The sequence below is a fragment of the Gallaecimonas mangrovi genome, from assembly GCF_003367375.1.
Taxonomy (GTDB): Bacteria; Pseudomonadota; Gammaproteobacteria; order Enterobacterales; family Gallaecimonadaceae; genus Gallaecimonas; species Gallaecimonas mangrovi.
The window spans coordinates 3247791-3263692 of the sequence record NZ_CP031416.1; the positions used below are offsets into that span (position 1 = coordinate 3247791).

Consider the following 15902-nt stretch of genomic DNA (forward strand, 5'->3'; position numbering starts at 1 on the left):
GCAACCATGAACACACCACTTTTTGCCAAGGCCCAGCAGTATTTTCAAGAGGTGCTTGGCGTGCCGTTAGATGACTTACTAAGCCCCATTACCCAGGAGCAACCCACGGGTAAGTCGGTCAGGGCCAATGGTGTATACAGCGCCATCAAAGAAGCGCGCCGTGAAGATGACCCCACCCTGCCAATGGGTGCTTGGTCTCATGAATTAAAACAGGCCGACTGGCCCAAGGTCAGCGATATCGCCGTGCATGCGCTGATGAGCAAAAGTAAAGATTTGCAACTGGTGGCGTGGCTGTTTGAGGCGCAACTTAACCAGCACGGCTTTAAAGCCATTGGCGCCTGCCTGACCCTGATGCAATCACTTTGCAGCCAATACTGGGACAACTTGTATCCGCGCATTGACGAAGGTGACCAAGAATACCGTGCCAATGTCCTGCACTGGGTTAATGACAAGCTGCTGCCGCAAATAAGGCTACTTAGCATTACCAGTGCTAACCGCGACGCCCCCGAATACGGTTGGGGCGATTACGAACACGCCAAGTTACAAGAGCTGGCCCTTGCCAAACACCCGGCGCGTAAAAACCAGGAACAAGTAGCCGAAGGGCCGACACTGGCCGATTTTCAGTCCCATATGTCGGCAACCGCCACCGACGATTTTCAGCGGCTTTATCACACCTTGCACGACGCCCTTATGGCGCTAGAAGCCTTGGTGGCAACGCTGGATGAGCACTGGCAAGAACAAGCGCCGAGCCTTAATAACCTGGCATCACTGCTTGAGCAAATTCAGGCCCTGGTAGCTGGCGAGCTTTATAAGCGCGGCATTCGCCTTGCCAGCCACCGCAGCGCCGATGAAGACCCGGGCAGCCCCCCCGCACCGGACGGTGCGAGTGGCGACGGCGGCAGTGACGGCGGCGGTGGCGAAGGCCCCATTCGCAGCCGCGAAGACGCTTACCACCGCCTAGCGGTCATTGCTGATTACCTGGCTAACCGTGAGCCCCACAGCCCGGTGCCAGCCCTTATTTTGCGCGCCGTGGAATGGGGCAACATGAATACCGCCGAGCTCTATAACGAAGTGTTTGTGAAATTTGGCGGCAACTTGAATTTATTCGAGTTGCTGGGTTTGGAAATGGAAGAGCGTAATTAGGTCACTATTTAACAGAGGGATGTTTCACATGAATAGGCTTGCAACAACCGCGTTATTATCCACTGGCATGGCAGCAGGTGTGGCAGCCATAGCCAAGAAACGCTTTGATAACGTTACGCAATTACAAGGTGCGTATCATCCCGCCGATAGCTCTAGAACCAACGCTGTCTTTGCTACCAATCATTTTGCCCACGGCACTGTCGGTAACACGGTTAACTTTGCAGCTCGCGCTTTTCATGCTTTTGCTGGCGATAACTTCAGTGCCCAATCAGGCACCTTTTTTTCTTCACCCGCCGCTCAGCGACACATGAGTATGGCGGCAACACCCCACAACAATGCCAGTTTCGCACAGCGAGAACATGCCCACTTTAGCGCACTACATCAGCTACATCCTTTTGATCTTGGCGCTTTTGCCGGGGCTTCGTTCAAGCCATCACAGCGAGTTGCTGTCATGAACAGGGTTCAACAGATGGACTTGGGCAGGAAATAAATCATTTCGAGGGCTAATCATGAACGTTAAATTGCTATCCGACATGCTGTGTGCTCTTACACAAAAAAGCGGTTACCCACAGCAAGAAACCGCTTTTCAGCCGCCTTGCATAAAGATTGTCAGTCAGCAGGAAAACGTTTGGCCGCTACTCCTCGCCCTTGAACACACCCCTAACTTACCGCCCTGGCATTTGTATTTAGCCGAAGCCGACAAGGAACTGCTTGAGCACCCCTATTTAAAAACATGGGTAACCGCAGGCAAATTGTTGGCAGGCGTGCCGGAACCTGGCGACGGCTTATTGGTACTGATAAGTAACGGCGCTCTAGCCGCCTTGCCCCAGCAGCCGCTGAGCATTCAATACGGCAATTTGTGGCAAGCGCCCAGCCTAGATGCAGCCAGCGATAACTGGCAGCCAGCAAAGGTACCCGAGCACTGGCAAGCGGTAGTGGAAGAATACCAACAGTTACTCACCTGCAGCGATTTCACCTTGCCCATAGCGGCCGACCAGTATCTCGACAATCTCGCTAGCCATTGGCCCGGCGGCGTGCTGGTGTTGGCCACGCAACACGCCACCAGCCACCTTTACCAGCTGCGCGCCGGCGGCATTCACCAACGGCCTTTTAACCTTGACGCCTTGGCGCGCCAGCAATCGGCCAAAGGCGCGCTGTGTTTTATCAAAGAGCAGGCCGATGGCCAAAGTCTTTATCTGAGCTGGCGAGGTGGCAGCCACTTTGCAGCGGCTTTTGATGCGCTTTGCCACGCTACAGAACAGCAAGGAGACGCGAACCCCCGAGCACTACTGGCAATAGCAAAACAGTGCCCAGAGGCCATTAGTCAGCAAGATTTATTGCCCCAGTGGCTTGCCTTAAGCCACTACGACCCCGCCTTTTTAATGGCCCTGCCCGAGCTTGTCTTGTCAGCCCCAGAGCCGTGGCATGAAAACAGTATTGAGGCCTGGCGCCGGGCACTGGTAAAAACCTGGCAGCACTATTTACCCCTGGCCGAAAACAGTGAATGCCTGTTTCGTTTTTGCCAGCTTTTTGAAGTGACCGGCCAATGGGGTTTGCTGCGCGATGCCCTTAACTGGGTTAATCATTTCTACCAGCCGCACCCCGACTGGCTGGTGTTGCTTGCCGCCTGCGAAGCCGCTACCGGTTGCCTGCAATTGGCGGTTGATATTCAGCGCCAAGCGTTAGCACTGGCACCTGAAAACGCCGCCCTAGCCCAGCAGTTAAGCCAGTATCAGCAGCGCCTATCGGCCCAGAAAAAACTGGCAGCCGTTTGCCAAGACAGCGAGCTTGCACTGCGTTTAGAACCACTGGGGCCACAGCACTGCGACAGCGTTATCTGGCAGTATCGCGACCCGCAAATTGCCATTATGACCGGCTTAGAAGCGCCCACTGAGACAAACGATTGGCCCGCCCAGCATTATGACAACGCCGATAAACGCAGCTTTGCCTTAATGCACCTGCATTACGGTTTTGTTGGGGTGGTGGCATATGAATTACGCGGCCAAGCCGCTTATATCAGTTACTGGCTTGGCACCGACTTTCAAGGCTTGGGATTATCAGAACCGGCCTTAGCATTGCTCGCCCATCAGGCAGGCCACCAGGGCGCGGCGGTACTTTTTACCTCGGTATACACCTGTAATGGCCGCTCGCTACGCGCCCTTGAAAAGGCCCAGTTTCAACAAATGGCAATGGCGCCAACCCAAGAGCAACCGATGTATTACTTTGCAAAACAGCTAGATAACCAAGTTTCACTGGACGATAAGGCACTAAAAGTGATGCTAAAACGGCTTTGCCAAAGCCTGGGTTGCCCGCTGCCTAAACCGGCCTTTGCCGCCAGCGCCTAACAGGAAACCTTGCCCATGCCCCACACCAACAAAATGAAACGGCCCAGCTTTAACAGCAATAAAAAACGCGCCGCACGGCTGGAAGCCAGCCTGGCAACCGGCATCGATTACACCTCGGTTAATCTGCGCAGCGCCGATTTGGCAGCGCCACATCGTGCGCCTTATGCGGCCATCCGTGACATGGTGTTAAACGGCAGTCGGCATGAGATCCGCGGCATTGTTAAACCGCTGGTAAGGGCAAGCCGTCGCGTGCGCCATGCCTTCAAACGGGTTAGCCAGGCAAGTAACGCCAGGGATTATCATCGCCTGGCCAACATGTACCGGGTAGGCGAAATGGCGGCGCGCCGCGCTTACCGGGACTTTCGTCGCGATCCCAACAATCCAGCCGTGCGCAAAGCCTTGGTGGTCAGTCTTAATAATTTGCCCAGCAATGCTCCCGGTTTGGGCCCGCACAACACCACCAATAACCCGGTGTCTGACCGCTTGCATTTGCACCCCACCGAACAGCTAAACGAACCGCTTTCACCGCGCAGCCGGGCTGCCCGCCGGGCATTTCCACAAGAAGAGGTGGCCACCACCTCGTCGGGGCATTTGGTGTCTGTAACCGGCTCGACCAGCGCGCCTTTTCCGGCGATAAGCAACCCGCAAAGCACCGTGAACATTCCCAGCAATGCGCCGCAGCTAAGGGGCTCACTTTTTGTCACCCGGGCAGGAGAGGTAATGAAACCGCACGGAAGCAGCGGCTGGAAGAAGGTTACCTAGTGCGTTTCGGTGTCGCCATCTTGGAAACGCTGGCAACCGTTGCCGCCATAGAACCGCCGCGCAGCGGCGGCAGGCCGCTCGTAATAGGAGAATGGGTCGGGCCAACATGCAGCCGGCCTTTAACGCCGTTTACGCGTTGGCGGCGGTCAACCGGGCTACCTTCAAAGCCGCTACCCAGCACCTGCTGAATTTCCGGCTTAAGGCGGGCCGCATAAGCCACTTTTTCGCGCCGCGCCAGTGGCGCATCAATGGTACCAAACATGGTTTTACGGGGCGAAGCCTGTTCCATTCCCCATTGTTCTAACACCCGTTGCCGGCGGCTACTATCGGGCCGATAAGGCCGCCCCAGCTCAAATTGCTGGCGGCTACCCACCTCGCCACGAATAATACTGACCATGTGCCGGTAATGGCGTTGTCCCAACTCGAATGGCAATCCCATAAAGGCTCCTTGCGTAAGGCATTGAGCATGGCGGCGATAGCTAAAAAATACAAGTTGCCCGGACTTTCCCGCCAGCAAGGCATAAAAGCATCGCTCAGCAGCGGTCACTGTTATGGAACTTCGCCACTTGCGCTATTTTCTGGCCATTGCCCGCCACGGCAGTATTCGCCAGGCAGCCGAGCAGCTTTGTGTTACCCAGCCCGCGGTATCACGCCAGCAAAAAGAATAAAAACAAGAACTGGGTATTGCCTTGTTTGAACGCCAAGCGGCTAAAGGCCATAGCAGGCTAAAAACATCGTTACCGTGCTTTCGGCCACTTGCTCGCACTCGCCAGCGCTAAGGTTGGGCTGGCCCAGTGTTAGCTGTGGCCAAAAGGCAAATCCCTTTATCAGCGACGACAACTGCATGGCGGCAAAAGCCGGGGCCACCGCCTTTAACCGCCCGTCGCCTTGCGCCGCTTCAATCCAGCGGTGCAGGCCTTCTTCTTTGTGGCTAATCTCTTCAACAATACTCTTGGCCCGCTCTGGTGAATGCAGCGCCCCCGCCAAGGCTACTCGCACCAGGTTTTGAAAACTGGCCTCTTGCAGCATGGCAATTTTGGCTTTCACCATGGTTAGCAACTGATCCCTAACGGGCACCGATGGGCTATAACGAAAGTTCTCTTCATTGACGCAGTTGTTCCAAAGCGTATCTAAGCAGCTGGCAAACAAGGCTTCTTTACTGGCGAAATGGTTATACAGGGTGCGTTTAGAAACTGCCGCCTGCTGCGACACTTTGTCCATGCTGGTGGCGTCAAACCCGCTTTGCTGAAACTCACTAATGGCCGCTTCAATGATGGCAGCTCTTTTACGGTCGGTAAGGCGGGTTTTGGTCATGGGTTGTCCTGAACGTAAAAACAAAAAATGCACTAAGTCGTTTACTTTTAAAAATCACAAAACTACACTGCTTCGTGTACTTTAATCGTTGGAGTCCGTTGTGAACAGCAAAGATGCCCTGCCCCGCTATCGCCACAATGGCAAGCAATACCGCAACACTCAGCCACTTAAACAATCGGGCTTCAAGGAAACAGTCAAAATCTTCTGGGATTTTTTCTTTAATAAACCCAGCAACACCCAACCTGCGAAACCCTTTAGCGTTTCAAGCCTTAACCGGGAAGCGCTAATAGCTGCGCCAGACAACAGCCTGTGGCGCCTTGGCCATTCGACGGTGCTGTTTAAAATAGCGGGTGACTTTTACCTAACCGACCCGGTGTTTTCAAAGCGGGCGTCGCCCTTTCAATGGGCCGGGCCCAAGCGCTTTCACCCGGTGCCCATTAGCATTGCCGAACTGCCGCCCATTAAAGCGGTGATCCTGTCCCACGACCATTACGATCATCTAGACAAAGCGGCGGTTAAGGCACTGGCGCCAAAAACCGACTGGTTTATCACCCCCAATGGCGTTGGCGATCTCTTAATGAAATGGGGCTTGCCTGCTGCAAAAATTCGCCAGCTCGATTGGTGGCAAGAAACCACCGTTGCCGGCCTTACCTTGGCCGCTACTCCCAGCCAGCATTTTTCTGGCCGTGGCTTTGGTGACGCCAACCACCGGTTGTGGTGTTCCTGGGTGATTAAAAGCGCGCACTTTAACGTCTTTTTCAGTGGTGACTCTGGCTATTTCGACGGCTTTAAAGCCATTGGCGAGCAGTATGGCCCCTTTGACATCACCCTGATGGAAACCGGCGCCTATAACGAACGCTGGCCGGGTGTGCATATGCTGCCAAAGCACAGCTTGCAGGCCCATATCGATGTGCAAGGCAAATGGATGCTACCCATTCACAACGGCACCTTTGATTTAGCCATGCATGCCTGGTTTGACCCCTTCGAGCAAATTAAGGCCCTGGCCCAGCAGCAACAAGTGCCGCTGTGCACCCCTGCCATTGCCGAGCGGGTGGCCATAATGGCCCCGCACCCCGGCCAACCCTGGTGGCGCCAGTGGGCCGAAGAGCCCTTACCCACCGCCACTGAACCCGCCCAAGACAGCTAACCCGCCCCCAATACCCCAGGCCCCTTGCGAAAGTAAGGAGCCACGAATAATATATGAAATATATATATTTCATATCGGTTCTATTTATTATGGGTATCGTCAAAATCTCCGACGAGATGCATGAAAACCTGCGCCTGGCCAGCTCGGCGTTATGCCGCTCTATTAACGCCCAAGCAGAGCACTGGCTGCGTATTGGTATGCTGGCCGAACTCTACCCGCAGCTCAGCCATAGCGAGATCAGCCAACTGCTTATTCGCGCCGAGCAAAACGGCGGCCTGAGTGTTGATAAGCTCATTAATTCCCCGACCGATCTCAACCTGCAAGGAAATCCGCAATGAGTCGCATCGTGCTGCACAGCAAAGAAGAAATCGCCAAGTCAAAGGAAGCGGGCCGCCTTGCCGCCGAAGTGCTGGAAATGATCGCCCCCTATGTTCAGGCTGGTGTCACCACCGAAGAACTGGACGACCGCTGCAACGAATACATTGTGAAGGTACAAAAAACCATTCCCGCCAATGTCGGTTACCACGGTTTTACCAAAACCGTGTGCAGCTCGGTTAACCAGGTGGTTTGCCACGGTATTCCTTCGCCCAAAGATGTGCTCAAAGACGGCGATATCGTCAATATTGATGTGGCCATTATCAAAGACGGTTGGTTTGGCGACACCAGCCGCATGTATTACGTTGGCGAGCCGTCGGCACTGGCAAAACGCTTGGTAGACACCACCTACGAAGCCATGTGCGCCGGTATTAAAGCGGTGCGCCCCAATGCCACCTTGGGCGATATTGGCCACGCCATTCAAACCGTTGCCCAGCGTGAAGGCTTTACCGTAGTGCGCGAATACTGCGGCCATGGCATTGGCACCGTTTACCACGGCGACCTGCAAATACTGCATTACGGCAACCCTGGCCGTGGCCTGAAATTACAACCCGGCATGATTTTCACCATCGAGCCAATGATTAACGCTGGCAAACCCGGGGTAAAAACCCTAAGTGACGGCTGGACAGTGGTTACCCGTGACCGCAGCTTGTCGGCCCAGTGGGAACATATGGTAACGGTAACCGAAGACGGTTTTGACGTACTGACCCGCTGGCCAGACGGTACTGGCGACTACCCCAGCATCTAACGAAAAAACCTCCCTAGGGAGGTTTTTTATTGCCTTGCCAACACAGCGTAACATAGGTCACAAATACTAGGCATACCAACACCTTATCAATAAACAGATGATCACTTTTTCAAGCCGTTGCGGTAGGCTATGAGCAAAGATCAGAATAACGGGTGCCTTCGACCATGAGCGATGGTGTTTTTTTCTTCGGTGACTGGCAAATAGACGCTAAGGCAAATAGCCTGCGCTTGGGGCTGCGGGTTAAACAAATAGAGCCTAAAGCCATGGACGTGCTGGTGCTGCTTTGCCAGCACGCAGGCGACGTTGTCACTAGCGAAGAGCTGCTCAGCCAATGTTGGCCAGGTATCGACACCGGCGATAACCCGCTTCATAAAACCATCAATCAGCTCCGCAGTGCCCTTGGCGACAAAGCCAGCAGCCCCATTTATATCGAAACCATCCGTAAACGCGGCTACCGGGCGCTGGCAGAAGTGCGTTTTCCGGTTGGCCACGAAAAGCAGCACGAAGAAGCGGCCTGGCAAGGCCGCTCGCCCTTCCCGGGTTTAAGTGCCTTTAGTAGCGATTACGCTCAAGTGTTTTTTGGCCGCAGCCAGCAAATTGCCACCCTGATGGAACGCATCAGCCAGCAAGTGCGCTTTGGCCGCGGTTTTTGTTTGGTGTTGGGGCCAAGCGGCAGCGGTAAATCGTCACTGATCAATGCCGGTATTCTCGCTAACCTCACCTCACCGCGCGGCTACAACGGTATTGGCCTGCCAAGTGCTGCCAGCCTTGACCTTGCCGATGTTGGCAAAGAAGGCCTGATACTGGACTTGGCCTCAACCCTATTAGACTGGGAGCTAGCCGACGCCCCGGTACTGGAAAACGAAAGCGCCGACAGCCTGGCCAACAAGCTGCTTACCGACCCGCAAGCGGTTATTAGCCGCTTAAAAGCCGCGCTACCCAAAGCCCCTTATGCCACACCCCGTTTTGGCCTTTTTATAGACCGCTTAGAAGTGGCCTTGTCTTCGCCACTTTTTAGCGAAGCCGAACGCGACCAATTTATTGCCCTTTTGGAAACCCTGGCCCTAAGTGGCGCGGTATTGGTGCTAAGTGCTTGTCGCAACGACTTTTACCCAGAGTTAATGCGCTATGACAGCCTGCGCGCCGGTAAAGGTAACGGCGCCCATTTTGACTTGGGCCCGCCTAGCCGGGTTGAACTGCTGCAAATGATCCGCCTGCCAGCCAAGGCAGCAGGCCTTGAATGGCAAACCGACCCCGACACCGCCCAGCCGCTGGATGAAATACTCTGCCTGGACGCCGCCCGTAACCCCGACGCCCTGCCCATGCTGCAATACATGCTCGAGCAGCTGTACCTGCAGCGCGAAGGCAACCTGTTAAAAGTGTCGGTATATCAAGCCCTTGGCGGCATTGAAGGGGCCATTGGCCAGGCCGCAGAAGACGCCTTGGCGCAGCTAAGCCCGGCCCAGCAGCAAGCGCTGCCACGGGTGCTTTCGCTGTTAGTCACCCTGCGCGAAGACGAAGAATCCATTACCAGCCGCAGTGCCTGCTGGGCCGATTTAAAAAACCCAGACGAAACCGCGCTGGTGCAAGCCATGGTCGACAAACGCTTGTTTGTGTCGCACCTGCAGCACGGCGAAGCCAGCTTTTCTGTTGCACACGAAGCGCTACTGCGCCGCTGGCCCCGCGCCACCGCCTGGATAGACGACCACAAAGACAGCCTTACCCTTAAAGCCCGGCTCTTTTACCAGGCCGAACGCTGGCAGCACGAAGGCAAAGCCAATGCCTATTTGCTGGCGCTGGGTAAACCACTGCAAGAAGCCAAGGCACTCGCCCAAAATCCGCTGTTTAGCCTGGGGGAGAGCGAAAGCGCTTTTATTAAAGCCTCTAGCCGCCGCGCCACCTGGCGCCGGGGCCTGCGTAACGGCACCATTGCCCTGTTATGCCTGCTCACCACCCTATCGGTGGCCATGAGCATTCGCAGCCACACCGCCGAGCGCCACGCCACCACCCAGCGGCTAGCGGCTGAAAATATGCTCGGTTATATGGTTGGCCAGTTCTCTGACAAGCTGCGCGGTATCGGCCGTATGGACTTATTAGACGGTATTTCCAGTAAAGCGCTGGATTACTTTAAATCGGTAGCCAGCACTGACCGCGGCACCATCGGCTTTGACGGCCGCTTCCAACACGGCCAAACCCTGGAAGCCATTGGCGAAGTCGCTTATTCCCGTGGTAAAACCGACGAAGCCAAAAACGCCCTTATGGCCGCGCAAAAAGAATTTTTACCGCTGCTAAAAGAACAACCTAAAAACCTCGATCTTTTAAAATCCCTGGGCGCCAATGCTTTTTGGCTGGGGCAGATGCGTTATGACGTGGCAGATTGGTCAGGCGCGGAAAAGTGGTTCAAGAAATACTTAGTTTTTAGTCAAAAGATGTATGACATCGAACCTAGTAATGTAGATTCGCAAGCGGAGCTGGCTTATGCGTTTAGTAGTGTTGGCTCGATCGCAATGAAACTTCAAAAATTTGACGTCGCTGTAACTAATTTCGAGCAGTCATTGAACCTGAAAGAAAAAATATTAGAACGCACCAAGAAAGACCCTAAAACTCTAGCAGACATAATAAACACAAAATCTTGGATAGCAAGTGCTTCAGCTAGTTTAGGCGACGTAGAGAAATCAATTTCAATTTTAGAAAACTCTGCGACTTACTACAGCGAGTCAAAAAAAATTAATAATGCATTCTTTTTTTACGTTCTTTCATCAAGCATGGAAAACCTCGCGCTACTCTATGAAAATACAGGTGCCATAAAAAAGGCAAAAGGTTACTTTATTAAATCTCTCGAATTAAATTCGCTATCTTTAAAATTAGACCAGGGTAACAGCATATGGAAAGAAGACTCTTTAAGAATAAAATTAGAATTAATGAATCTAAAAACAAAAGAAAATAAAAATTTAAAAAAAAGTGACGCACTTGAAATTAAAAATAAAATAAATAACGTAGCAATAAATAAAAAAGATAAAGAGAGACTACTTGGACTGTACTTTATGTACCGAGCGAACAAAGAGATCAACTCAGGAAATTTAAAAACCGCAGAAAAATATATTAATAAGTCGATATCAGCCTTTGATGACATTAACAAAAAAATAAGCTACCACCCTGAGGAGTATGCGATGTCGCTCATTCTAAAAGCATCCATACTCTTTAAAACAAAAGAAAAAGAATCAGCTATTAAATATTGCAATATCGCACTCAACACACTTAAATATCAAGTAGTTAAAGATAAAGACCCCAAAAAAGTTAGACCTTACAAAATTGCAAAGCAATGCGTTAAAAGTAATCTTTTGACGATGTAAATTAAAAAAAGGAGATATAAATGACAATGCCAGCAACATTTACCGGAGTTACATTTGATGTAACTGTAGAACTTGATAGTACAGGTGGAGCATCATTTCTTTACTACACTCCAGGAAAAGACACTCCCTCTACTTCAAACAGCATTGAAGTTACAGGTCCGGAAATTATTCTCTACCGCCTAAAATCAGCACCTGATGGGTTCCGTTTTATTGGTGCTGTTTCCAAAACTCCCTATAACGGGGTAATAGAGCAATCATTCACTAATCCTGATGGTGATCAAATTTTACTTGAGGATCTTTGTATGGATTCTGGCTCAGTTTCCTATCATTTGCTTCTTTCAAACGGCAGTAATGCAATGTTTTTAATGAGTCCAGACCCCGAAGTAATAAATAAAAATTAATTTAAAAAACAGCATTGCCTCTTTTAAATAGTCAAAAATACAAATCATAAAAAGACCGGTTTAATCCGGTCTTTTAGTTAGATATATAGTGGATTTATCTGGAAATAATTATGTGGGACACCCATCTTAAAATAAGTCACCTCTATTTCCATCAGAAAGACCACTTCCATCCTTTTAAATAACCCAAATCAGATAATCCCCACCTCTGAAGCAGTAATATAACGTTCAACCACCATGACGTTGCTGTTTTTAAACAACAGCTGGTCTGTTGGCATCAGCCAAAGAGAATAAGAATAATGAATGAGTGCTTTTATATCAGGCAGCTTTAATGGGAGGCCCCATAACACGTCGCCTCCGGTGGGCTTTGGCATAAGCACTCTGCGCTTGGCGATGGCCAATCACAGTGCCTTTGGAAAGCTGATGTTGGCCAAGTGCCACAATAAAACTGTCGGCGTCCAGCCCCAGGCGTTCCAAAATAGCGGGCGTGTCGTTGGCGATAAAACCTCGCTTATCTTCCCGTTGGACACGCCCCGTCCAATCAACCAATGCCAGATAATCTGCCAAAGCAAAAGGAATGCCTTGGGGGCCGTCTTTAAACTGGCTGACAAAAGGTAATAGCGCTGGCTTGCTGGTATCTTGCGGCGCTAACCGGGCAGACAATGACACGTCAGCTGAGGCTTCCGGTGTATCGACTACCTTGGCCCGCAGAGGGTTGAGATCGACATAGGCCATGCAGGCCAGTAGCCCGGCTTCGTCAAGAATGGCTTGCGACTTAAAACGAGATTCCCAAAAGCGGCCTTTGCAGTTGTCTTCTTCATTGGCCTTGCGGGCAATGTGCTCGTTCAAGCAGCGCATAAACCATGACAAATCGCACAGCCGGCTGCGCAGGATGTCGATACTCAACCGGGCTGCTTCATATTCAGCCTCGGCTGTCAGTTGGCCTGCCCGGTAGCGGCTTAACAGCAGCGGTAGCGAGAACAGCTTTTCCCAGCGCGCCATCACTGCGTCATCGTCCAGTACCTTGGCAGCATTCGCATTAAGGTGCACCACCAAATGGTAATGGTTACTCATCACCGCATAGGCACAAAGCTCGACGGTAAATACCTGCTGCAAAACTAAAAGCCGGTCCAGCACCCAAGCTTTGCGATGGCTGAAGTCCTGGCCGGTTGAGGCATCTTCGCCACATAAAAAGGCGCGGCGTACACAGCGGCAAATGCAGTGGTAATACGGGGTGTCGTTAACCGATACCAGTTCCGAACGTGGGCGAGTCATGGGCTAGTCCCTAAGCCAAAGGCAATGTATTAAGGCTAGCCGCTATCAACAAATCCGCCATTTAAGATGGGTGTCCCCTACAATCGATTAAAGAATTGCCCATCGGTTTACTCCCCTTCGATACATCAGGGATTGGGGCGCCAATGGCTTTATAAATTTGGGAAACAGCGCCCGTTTCAAACCCCAAAAAAGGAACTAACGTTAAGGTTCTGATCGAAAGCAGACGTTTAGCTAAATAATGTTAACATTGCCGCCCCGTATGGCCCTTAGCCGCGGTAAGCCCCAACGTCTGACCGACCCTTGCAAGGAAGCGATAGTGAAGAAGTACCTCGCCTTATCTACCCTTAGCGCCGTCATGCTGCTAAGCGGTTGCAGTAAACCTGAAACCTTAACCTTTACCCCCAAAACCGGCGAAAGCCACAGCTACCACGTGTTGGTGCAAAGCGACCTCTCCGTCAACGGCGGTCGGCAGCACCAGCTAACTACCGACATGCTGCTGCGCTTTAAGGTTAAAGACACCCAGCCCGACTACCAGTTTGACCTTTTCTACGACTATTTCGACGCCGAAGTCGATGGAAGCAGCGTGCTTAGCAGCAATAAAGCCGCTGTGATCGAAAGGCTAAAACCCATATTGGGTCCAGGTTTTAGCCTGAATATGGATGCCAAAACTGGCCGCATTACCTCGGTTAAGCTCAACGGTGACGATAAAAACCAGAAGCTGCCACAAGCCATGGTGAAGCGCTTAACCGACCAACTGTCCGCCCCCGGCATGTTGGCCAATATTCCCCTTAAGGTTGGTGCCACGCTGCCCCTTGGCGATTTTAACAATCAGCAGGCCACCTTGACGGTTAAAGCGGTAACCAAAGACAGGGTAACGGTATATATCGAAGGCCAAATGCCGCAGAAAAAGCTGTTTGCGCAAGTGGTGCTTAATCGGCACAGCGGCTGGGTGAAGTCGATGGTGCTGGTAACCCAGGGTGATATTGTTCTTCCACGGGTAACAGCCAATGGCACCACCATAGTGATGATGATGCCCAAAGACAGCCATAACGTGCAGCCTTTGCAATTTGGCGGCGCGGCAGAAAAAGAGCTGTCTTCGCACTTGTATAACATCAACGACGTGGACCCGCTTTACGCAAACGCCGACCTAAAAACGGTCGTTAAAAGTCAGCCGTCGGGCTTTTTTATCAACGACCACCTGTACTTTTTCTACCCGCTGCACGGCATGTCAGCGGGTAGGCTAAGTGCCGGCAATATCACGGCTTATTCGAAAGACGGTAAACCCTACCCCTTCGAGATGTGGAGCAGCGACCCATATTACGCACAGCCCTACCAAAACATGGCGCGTTTTAACTTGCATCCAAAGCTGATTGGCTGGCCTTCGTACCCCAATGATTTAACAGAGCCGACGTATTTAAAGGCCGACCTCACCTACCATCCGATGCTACTAAAATCGGCCACCGTTGACTGGCAACCCGGTAAGGCCCAGCAGTTTGATGTGGCGGGCCAAATTATCCACATCAAGCCGCTGGACAAACCGCTTCAATACCAGCTAACCACCACTAATTCAGAACAAAGCTGGTTTGTTTTTATGATCAAAGGCATGGAAGGCAAAATGGCCGTTAAGCAAATGGACGTGATGAACCACTCCATGCCAGGGCTGCCAAGCTGGCTTAATGCTAATGCCCGCGCCGCCTTCGCCCTGCAAAACCAGCAGGCGCCACTCACGCTGGATCTGCACCTGACCAAAGAGCCAACCAAGGTCACCTTCTTCGTTGATAAAGTTACGGGTAAAGCGCAGCATTTTCCCGGCATGCGTTTTGACAACCACCAAACCTTTACCAAAAACCCCAACAACCCGCCCTTTGATAAACAGCCGCTTTATACTGCGGGCGAAGCCATCACGGCCCCCTGGCCAGCTGATTTAACACCGAAAATAGGCAAGCACGGCACTTTCGAGCTGCCATTTACCGACGCCATGCGCGGCGTTTGCCAGCTAAGTGTGTCCGGTAAAGACACCAGCAGTATTGAATGGATGGGTAAACACGACAGTGGCCATGGCTTGCTCAGTAACCACCAGCCGATGTGGCTATTAGGTCAGCTGCCAAGCACGCCCGTTACCACGCACCTGCACTGCGACGGCACCCCCAGCTGGCAACGCACCGACTATAAAAGCGCAGCAAACACGCCCTGGTTGGTGCCGCTGGCCCGTTTTGGCGATGTTGCTCAAATGACGGTAGGCGATTTTTACCAGCATTACCGCGCCTTGGATGGAAACGGCGAACCGCTGATGCTAACCAACGCCCACACCGGCGAGCCGGCATTACAAAACGACAGCCTGGAGGCGATTAGCGCCAACGGCCAGCTTAAATTTGCAGGCTTTGTTGCCGGTATTGCCAAGGTGGTAACGTCCGGTCCGGCCATTGATAAAAGCTGGCCCATGCCCCTTAGCCACTGATACTGACGCCCGGCAGCCGCCGGGCGTTTTTTCTTCCGCTACCCTTAATTGATCTTCCCTTTACTTGGCAGCCTATCGCCGGGTAACCACACCGAGCGGGAGCATTACCATGTTAAAAAGCCCTTTTACGCTGGCAGCCACCGCCTGTTTGCTGGCCCCGATGTTCGCCTTGGCCAATATCATAAGCCCGTTGCCTGCCAACCGCGCCGACCTAGATAGCCTGCGCTGGCAAAAACGGCCGGTGCTGGTGTTCGCTCCTTCAACAGAAGATGCTCACTACCGCCAGCAAATGGCGCTGTTTGAAAAGGCAAAAAATGGCCTCTTAGCGCGCGACATTGTGGTGCTGACCGACACCCACCCGGCAGCGAGCGGCAAGCTGCGCAGCAAAATTGACCCCAAAGGTTTTGAAGTAATACTGGTGGGCAAAGACGGCGGTATTAAGCTTAGGCAAACCCGCCCGCTAACCCCCGACGCGCTTTTTGCCACCATTGACCGCATGCCAATGCGCCGCGCCGAAATGTCGCGCTAAGGCTGCGTCAACAAAGGGATTTTACGCCCGGCGCAGCTCATGGCCCGCTCCACGC

At 52.5% G+C, this 15902-nt stretch carries 15 protein-coding genes; 12 read left to right on the forward strand and 3 right to left on the reverse strand.

Going from position 1 to position 15902, the window contains the following annotated elements; translation table 11 throughout:
• Nucleotides 1-6: 6 nt before the first annotated feature.
• From tssA to DW350_RS15490, 4 genes are read left to right on the forward strand one after another with little or no spacing between them, the layout of a single operon-like run.
• On the forward strand, nt 7-1143 hold the full coding sequence (gene tssA, locus DW350_RS15475; protein WP_115719800.1) for a type VI secretion system protein TssA: 1137 nt from the start codon (nt 7-9) through the stop codon (nt 1141-1143).
• 28 nt (nt 1144-1171) lie between these two features.
• Complete coding sequence (locus DW350_RS15480; protein WP_152032995.1) at nt 1172-1633, forward strand: hypothetical protein; 462 nt, start codon at nt 1172-1174, stop codon at nt 1631-1633.
• Nucleotides 1634-1652: 19 nt separating this feature from the next.
• Entirely contained in the window at nt 1653-3488 is a 1836-nt protein-coding gene (locus DW350_RS15485; protein WP_115719802.1) for a GNAT family N-acetyltransferase, read from the forward strand.
• Between the two features lie 15 nt (nt 3489-3503).
• A complete protein-coding gene (locus tag DW350_RS15490; RefSeq protein WP_115719803.1) occupies nt 3504-4250 on the forward strand; it encodes a hypothetical protein in 747 nt (248 codons plus the stop codon).
• Here DW350_RS15490 and DW350_RS15495 read toward each other — a convergent pair.
• Entirely contained in the window at nt 4243-4689 is a 447-nt protein-coding gene (locus DW350_RS15495) for a hypothetical protein (RefSeq protein WP_115719804.1), read from the reverse strand. The two genes, DW350_RS15490 and DW350_RS15495, sit on opposite strands and share 8 nt — an antisense overlap.
• A gap of 112 nt (nt 4690-4801) precedes the next feature.
• Here DW350_RS15495 and DW350_RS15500 point away from each other — a divergent pair, with 112 nt between their 5' ends.
• Nucleotides 4802-4918: a LysR family transcriptional regulator gene (locus tag DW350_RS15500; protein WP_115719805.1), complete on the forward strand. Its 117-nt coding sequence runs from the start codon at nt 4802-4804 to the stop codon at nt 4916-4918.
• Nucleotides 4919-4958: 40 nt separating this feature from the next.
• Here the strand turns inward: DW350_RS15500 and DW350_RS15505 are convergent, their stop codons facing one another.
• On the reverse strand, nt 4959-5564 hold the full coding sequence (locus DW350_RS15505; RefSeq protein WP_115719806.1) for a TetR/AcrR family transcriptional regulator: 606 nt from the start codon (nt 5562-5564) through the stop codon (nt 4959-4961).
• A 100-nt stretch (nt 5565-5664) separates the two neighbouring features.
• Between DW350_RS15505 and DW350_RS15510 the strand changes: the two genes are divergently transcribed.
• The 5 genes from DW350_RS15510 to DW350_RS15530 all read left to right on the forward strand — a co-directional run bounded on the left by DW350_RS15510 (nt 5665) and on the right by DW350_RS15530 (nt 11588).
• Entirely contained in the window at nt 5665-6711 is a 1047-nt protein-coding gene (locus tag DW350_RS15510) for an MBL fold metallo-hydrolase (RefSeq protein WP_226911333.1), read from the forward strand.
• An 89-nt stretch (nt 6712-6800) separates the two neighbouring features.
• Entirely contained in the window at nt 6801-7049 is a 249-nt protein-coding gene (locus DW350_RS15515; protein ID WP_115720662.1) for a ParD-like family protein, read from the forward strand.
• Nucleotides 7046-7834: a type I methionyl aminopeptidase gene (gene map / locus DW350_RS15520; protein WP_115719808.1), complete on the forward strand. Its 789-nt coding sequence runs from the start codon at nt 7046-7048 to the stop codon at nt 7832-7834. The genes DW350_RS15515 and map overlap by 4 nt, the downstream gene beginning before the upstream one ends.
• Nucleotides 7835-7998: 164 nt before the next feature.
• Nucleotides 7999-11187 carry an nSTAND1 domain-containing NTPase gene (locus DW350_RS15525; protein WP_115719809.1) on the forward strand — a complete coding sequence of 1063 codons (3189 nt, stop codon included), beginning with the start codon at nt 7999-8001 and terminating at the stop codon, nt 11185-11187.
• Nucleotides 11188-11207: 20 nt separating this feature from the next.
• A complete protein-coding gene (locus DW350_RS15530; RefSeq protein ID WP_115719810.1) occupies nt 11208-11588 on the forward strand; it encodes a DP-EP family protein in 381 nt (126 codons plus the stop codon).
• A 315-nt stretch (nt 11589-11903) separates the two neighbouring features.
• On the opposite strand, the gene DW350_RS15535 is transcribed toward DW350_RS15530, so the two are convergent.
• Nucleotides 11904-12860 (reverse strand): transposase, encoded by a 957-nt coding sequence (locus tag DW350_RS15535; protein WP_115719811.1) that lies wholly within the window; start codon nt 12858-12860, stop codon nt 11904-11906.
• A 316-nt stretch (nt 12861-13176) separates the two neighbouring features.
• Between DW350_RS15535 and DW350_RS15540 the strand changes: the two genes are divergently transcribed.
• Together DW350_RS15540 and DW350_RS15545 are read left to right on the forward strand one after the other, a co-directional pair.
• On the forward strand, nt 13177-15318 hold the full coding sequence (locus tag DW350_RS15540) for a hypothetical protein (RefSeq protein ID WP_115719812.1): 2142 nt from the start codon (nt 13177-13179) through the stop codon (nt 15316-15318).
• Nucleotides 15319-15427: 109 nt separating this feature from the next.
• Nucleotides 15428-15847: a DUF4174 domain-containing protein gene (locus tag DW350_RS15545; RefSeq protein WP_115719813.1), complete on the forward strand. Its 420-nt coding sequence runs from the start codon at nt 15428-15430 to the stop codon at nt 15845-15847.
• Nucleotides 15848-15902: the final 55 nt, after the last annotated feature.

Bases quoted from the DNA above. Each gene is read 5' to 3' on its own strand.
- DW350_RS15545 (WP_115719813.1), top strand. From the start codon at position 15,428: ATGTTAAAAAGCCCTTTTACGCTGGCAGCCACCGCCTGTTTGCTGGCC.
- map (WP_115719808.1), top strand. From the start codon at position 7,046: ATGAGTCGCATCGTGCTGCACAGCAAAGAAGAAATCGCCAAGTCAAAG.
- tssA (WP_115719800.1), top strand. From the start codon at position 7: ATGAACACACCACTTTTTGCCAAGGCCCAGCAGTATTTTCAAGAGGTG.
- DW350_RS15500 (WP_115719805.1), top strand. From the start codon at position 4,802: ATGGAACTTCGCCACTTGCGCTATTTTCTGGCCATTGCCCGCCACGGC.
- DW350_RS15515 (WP_115720662.1), top strand. From the start codon at position 6,801: ATGGGTATCGTCAAAATCTCCGACGAGATGCATGAAAACCTGCGCCTG.
- DW350_RS15505 (WP_115719806.1), bottom strand. From the start codon at position 5,564: ATGACCAAAACCCGCCTTACCGACCGTAAAAGAGCTGCCATCATTGAA.
- DW350_RS15480 (WP_152032995.1), top strand. From the start codon at position 1,172: ATGAATAGGCTTGCAACAACCGCGTTATTATCCACTGGCATGGCAGCA.
- DW350_RS15525 (WP_115719809.1), top strand. From the start codon at position 7,999: ATGAGCGATGGTGTTTTTTTCTTCGGTGACTGGCAAATAGACGCTAAG.
- DW350_RS15490 (WP_115719803.1), top strand. From the start codon at position 3,504: ATGCCCCACACCAACAAAATGAAACGGCCCAGCTTTAACAGCAATAAA.
- DW350_RS15530 (WP_115719810.1), top strand. From the start codon at position 11,208: ATGACAATGCCAGCAACATTTACCGGAGTTACATTTGATGTAACTGTA.
- DW350_RS15485 (WP_115719802.1), top strand. From the start codon at position 1,653: ATGAACGTTAAATTGCTATCCGACATGCTGTGTGCTCTTACACAAAAA.
- DW350_RS15495 (WP_115719804.1), bottom strand. From the start codon at position 4,689: ATGGGATTGCCATTCGAGTTGGGACAACGCCATTACCGGCACATGGTC.
- DW350_RS15535 (WP_115719811.1), bottom strand. From the start codon at position 12,860: ATGACTCGCCCACGTTCGGAACTGGTATCGGTTAACGACACCCCGTAT.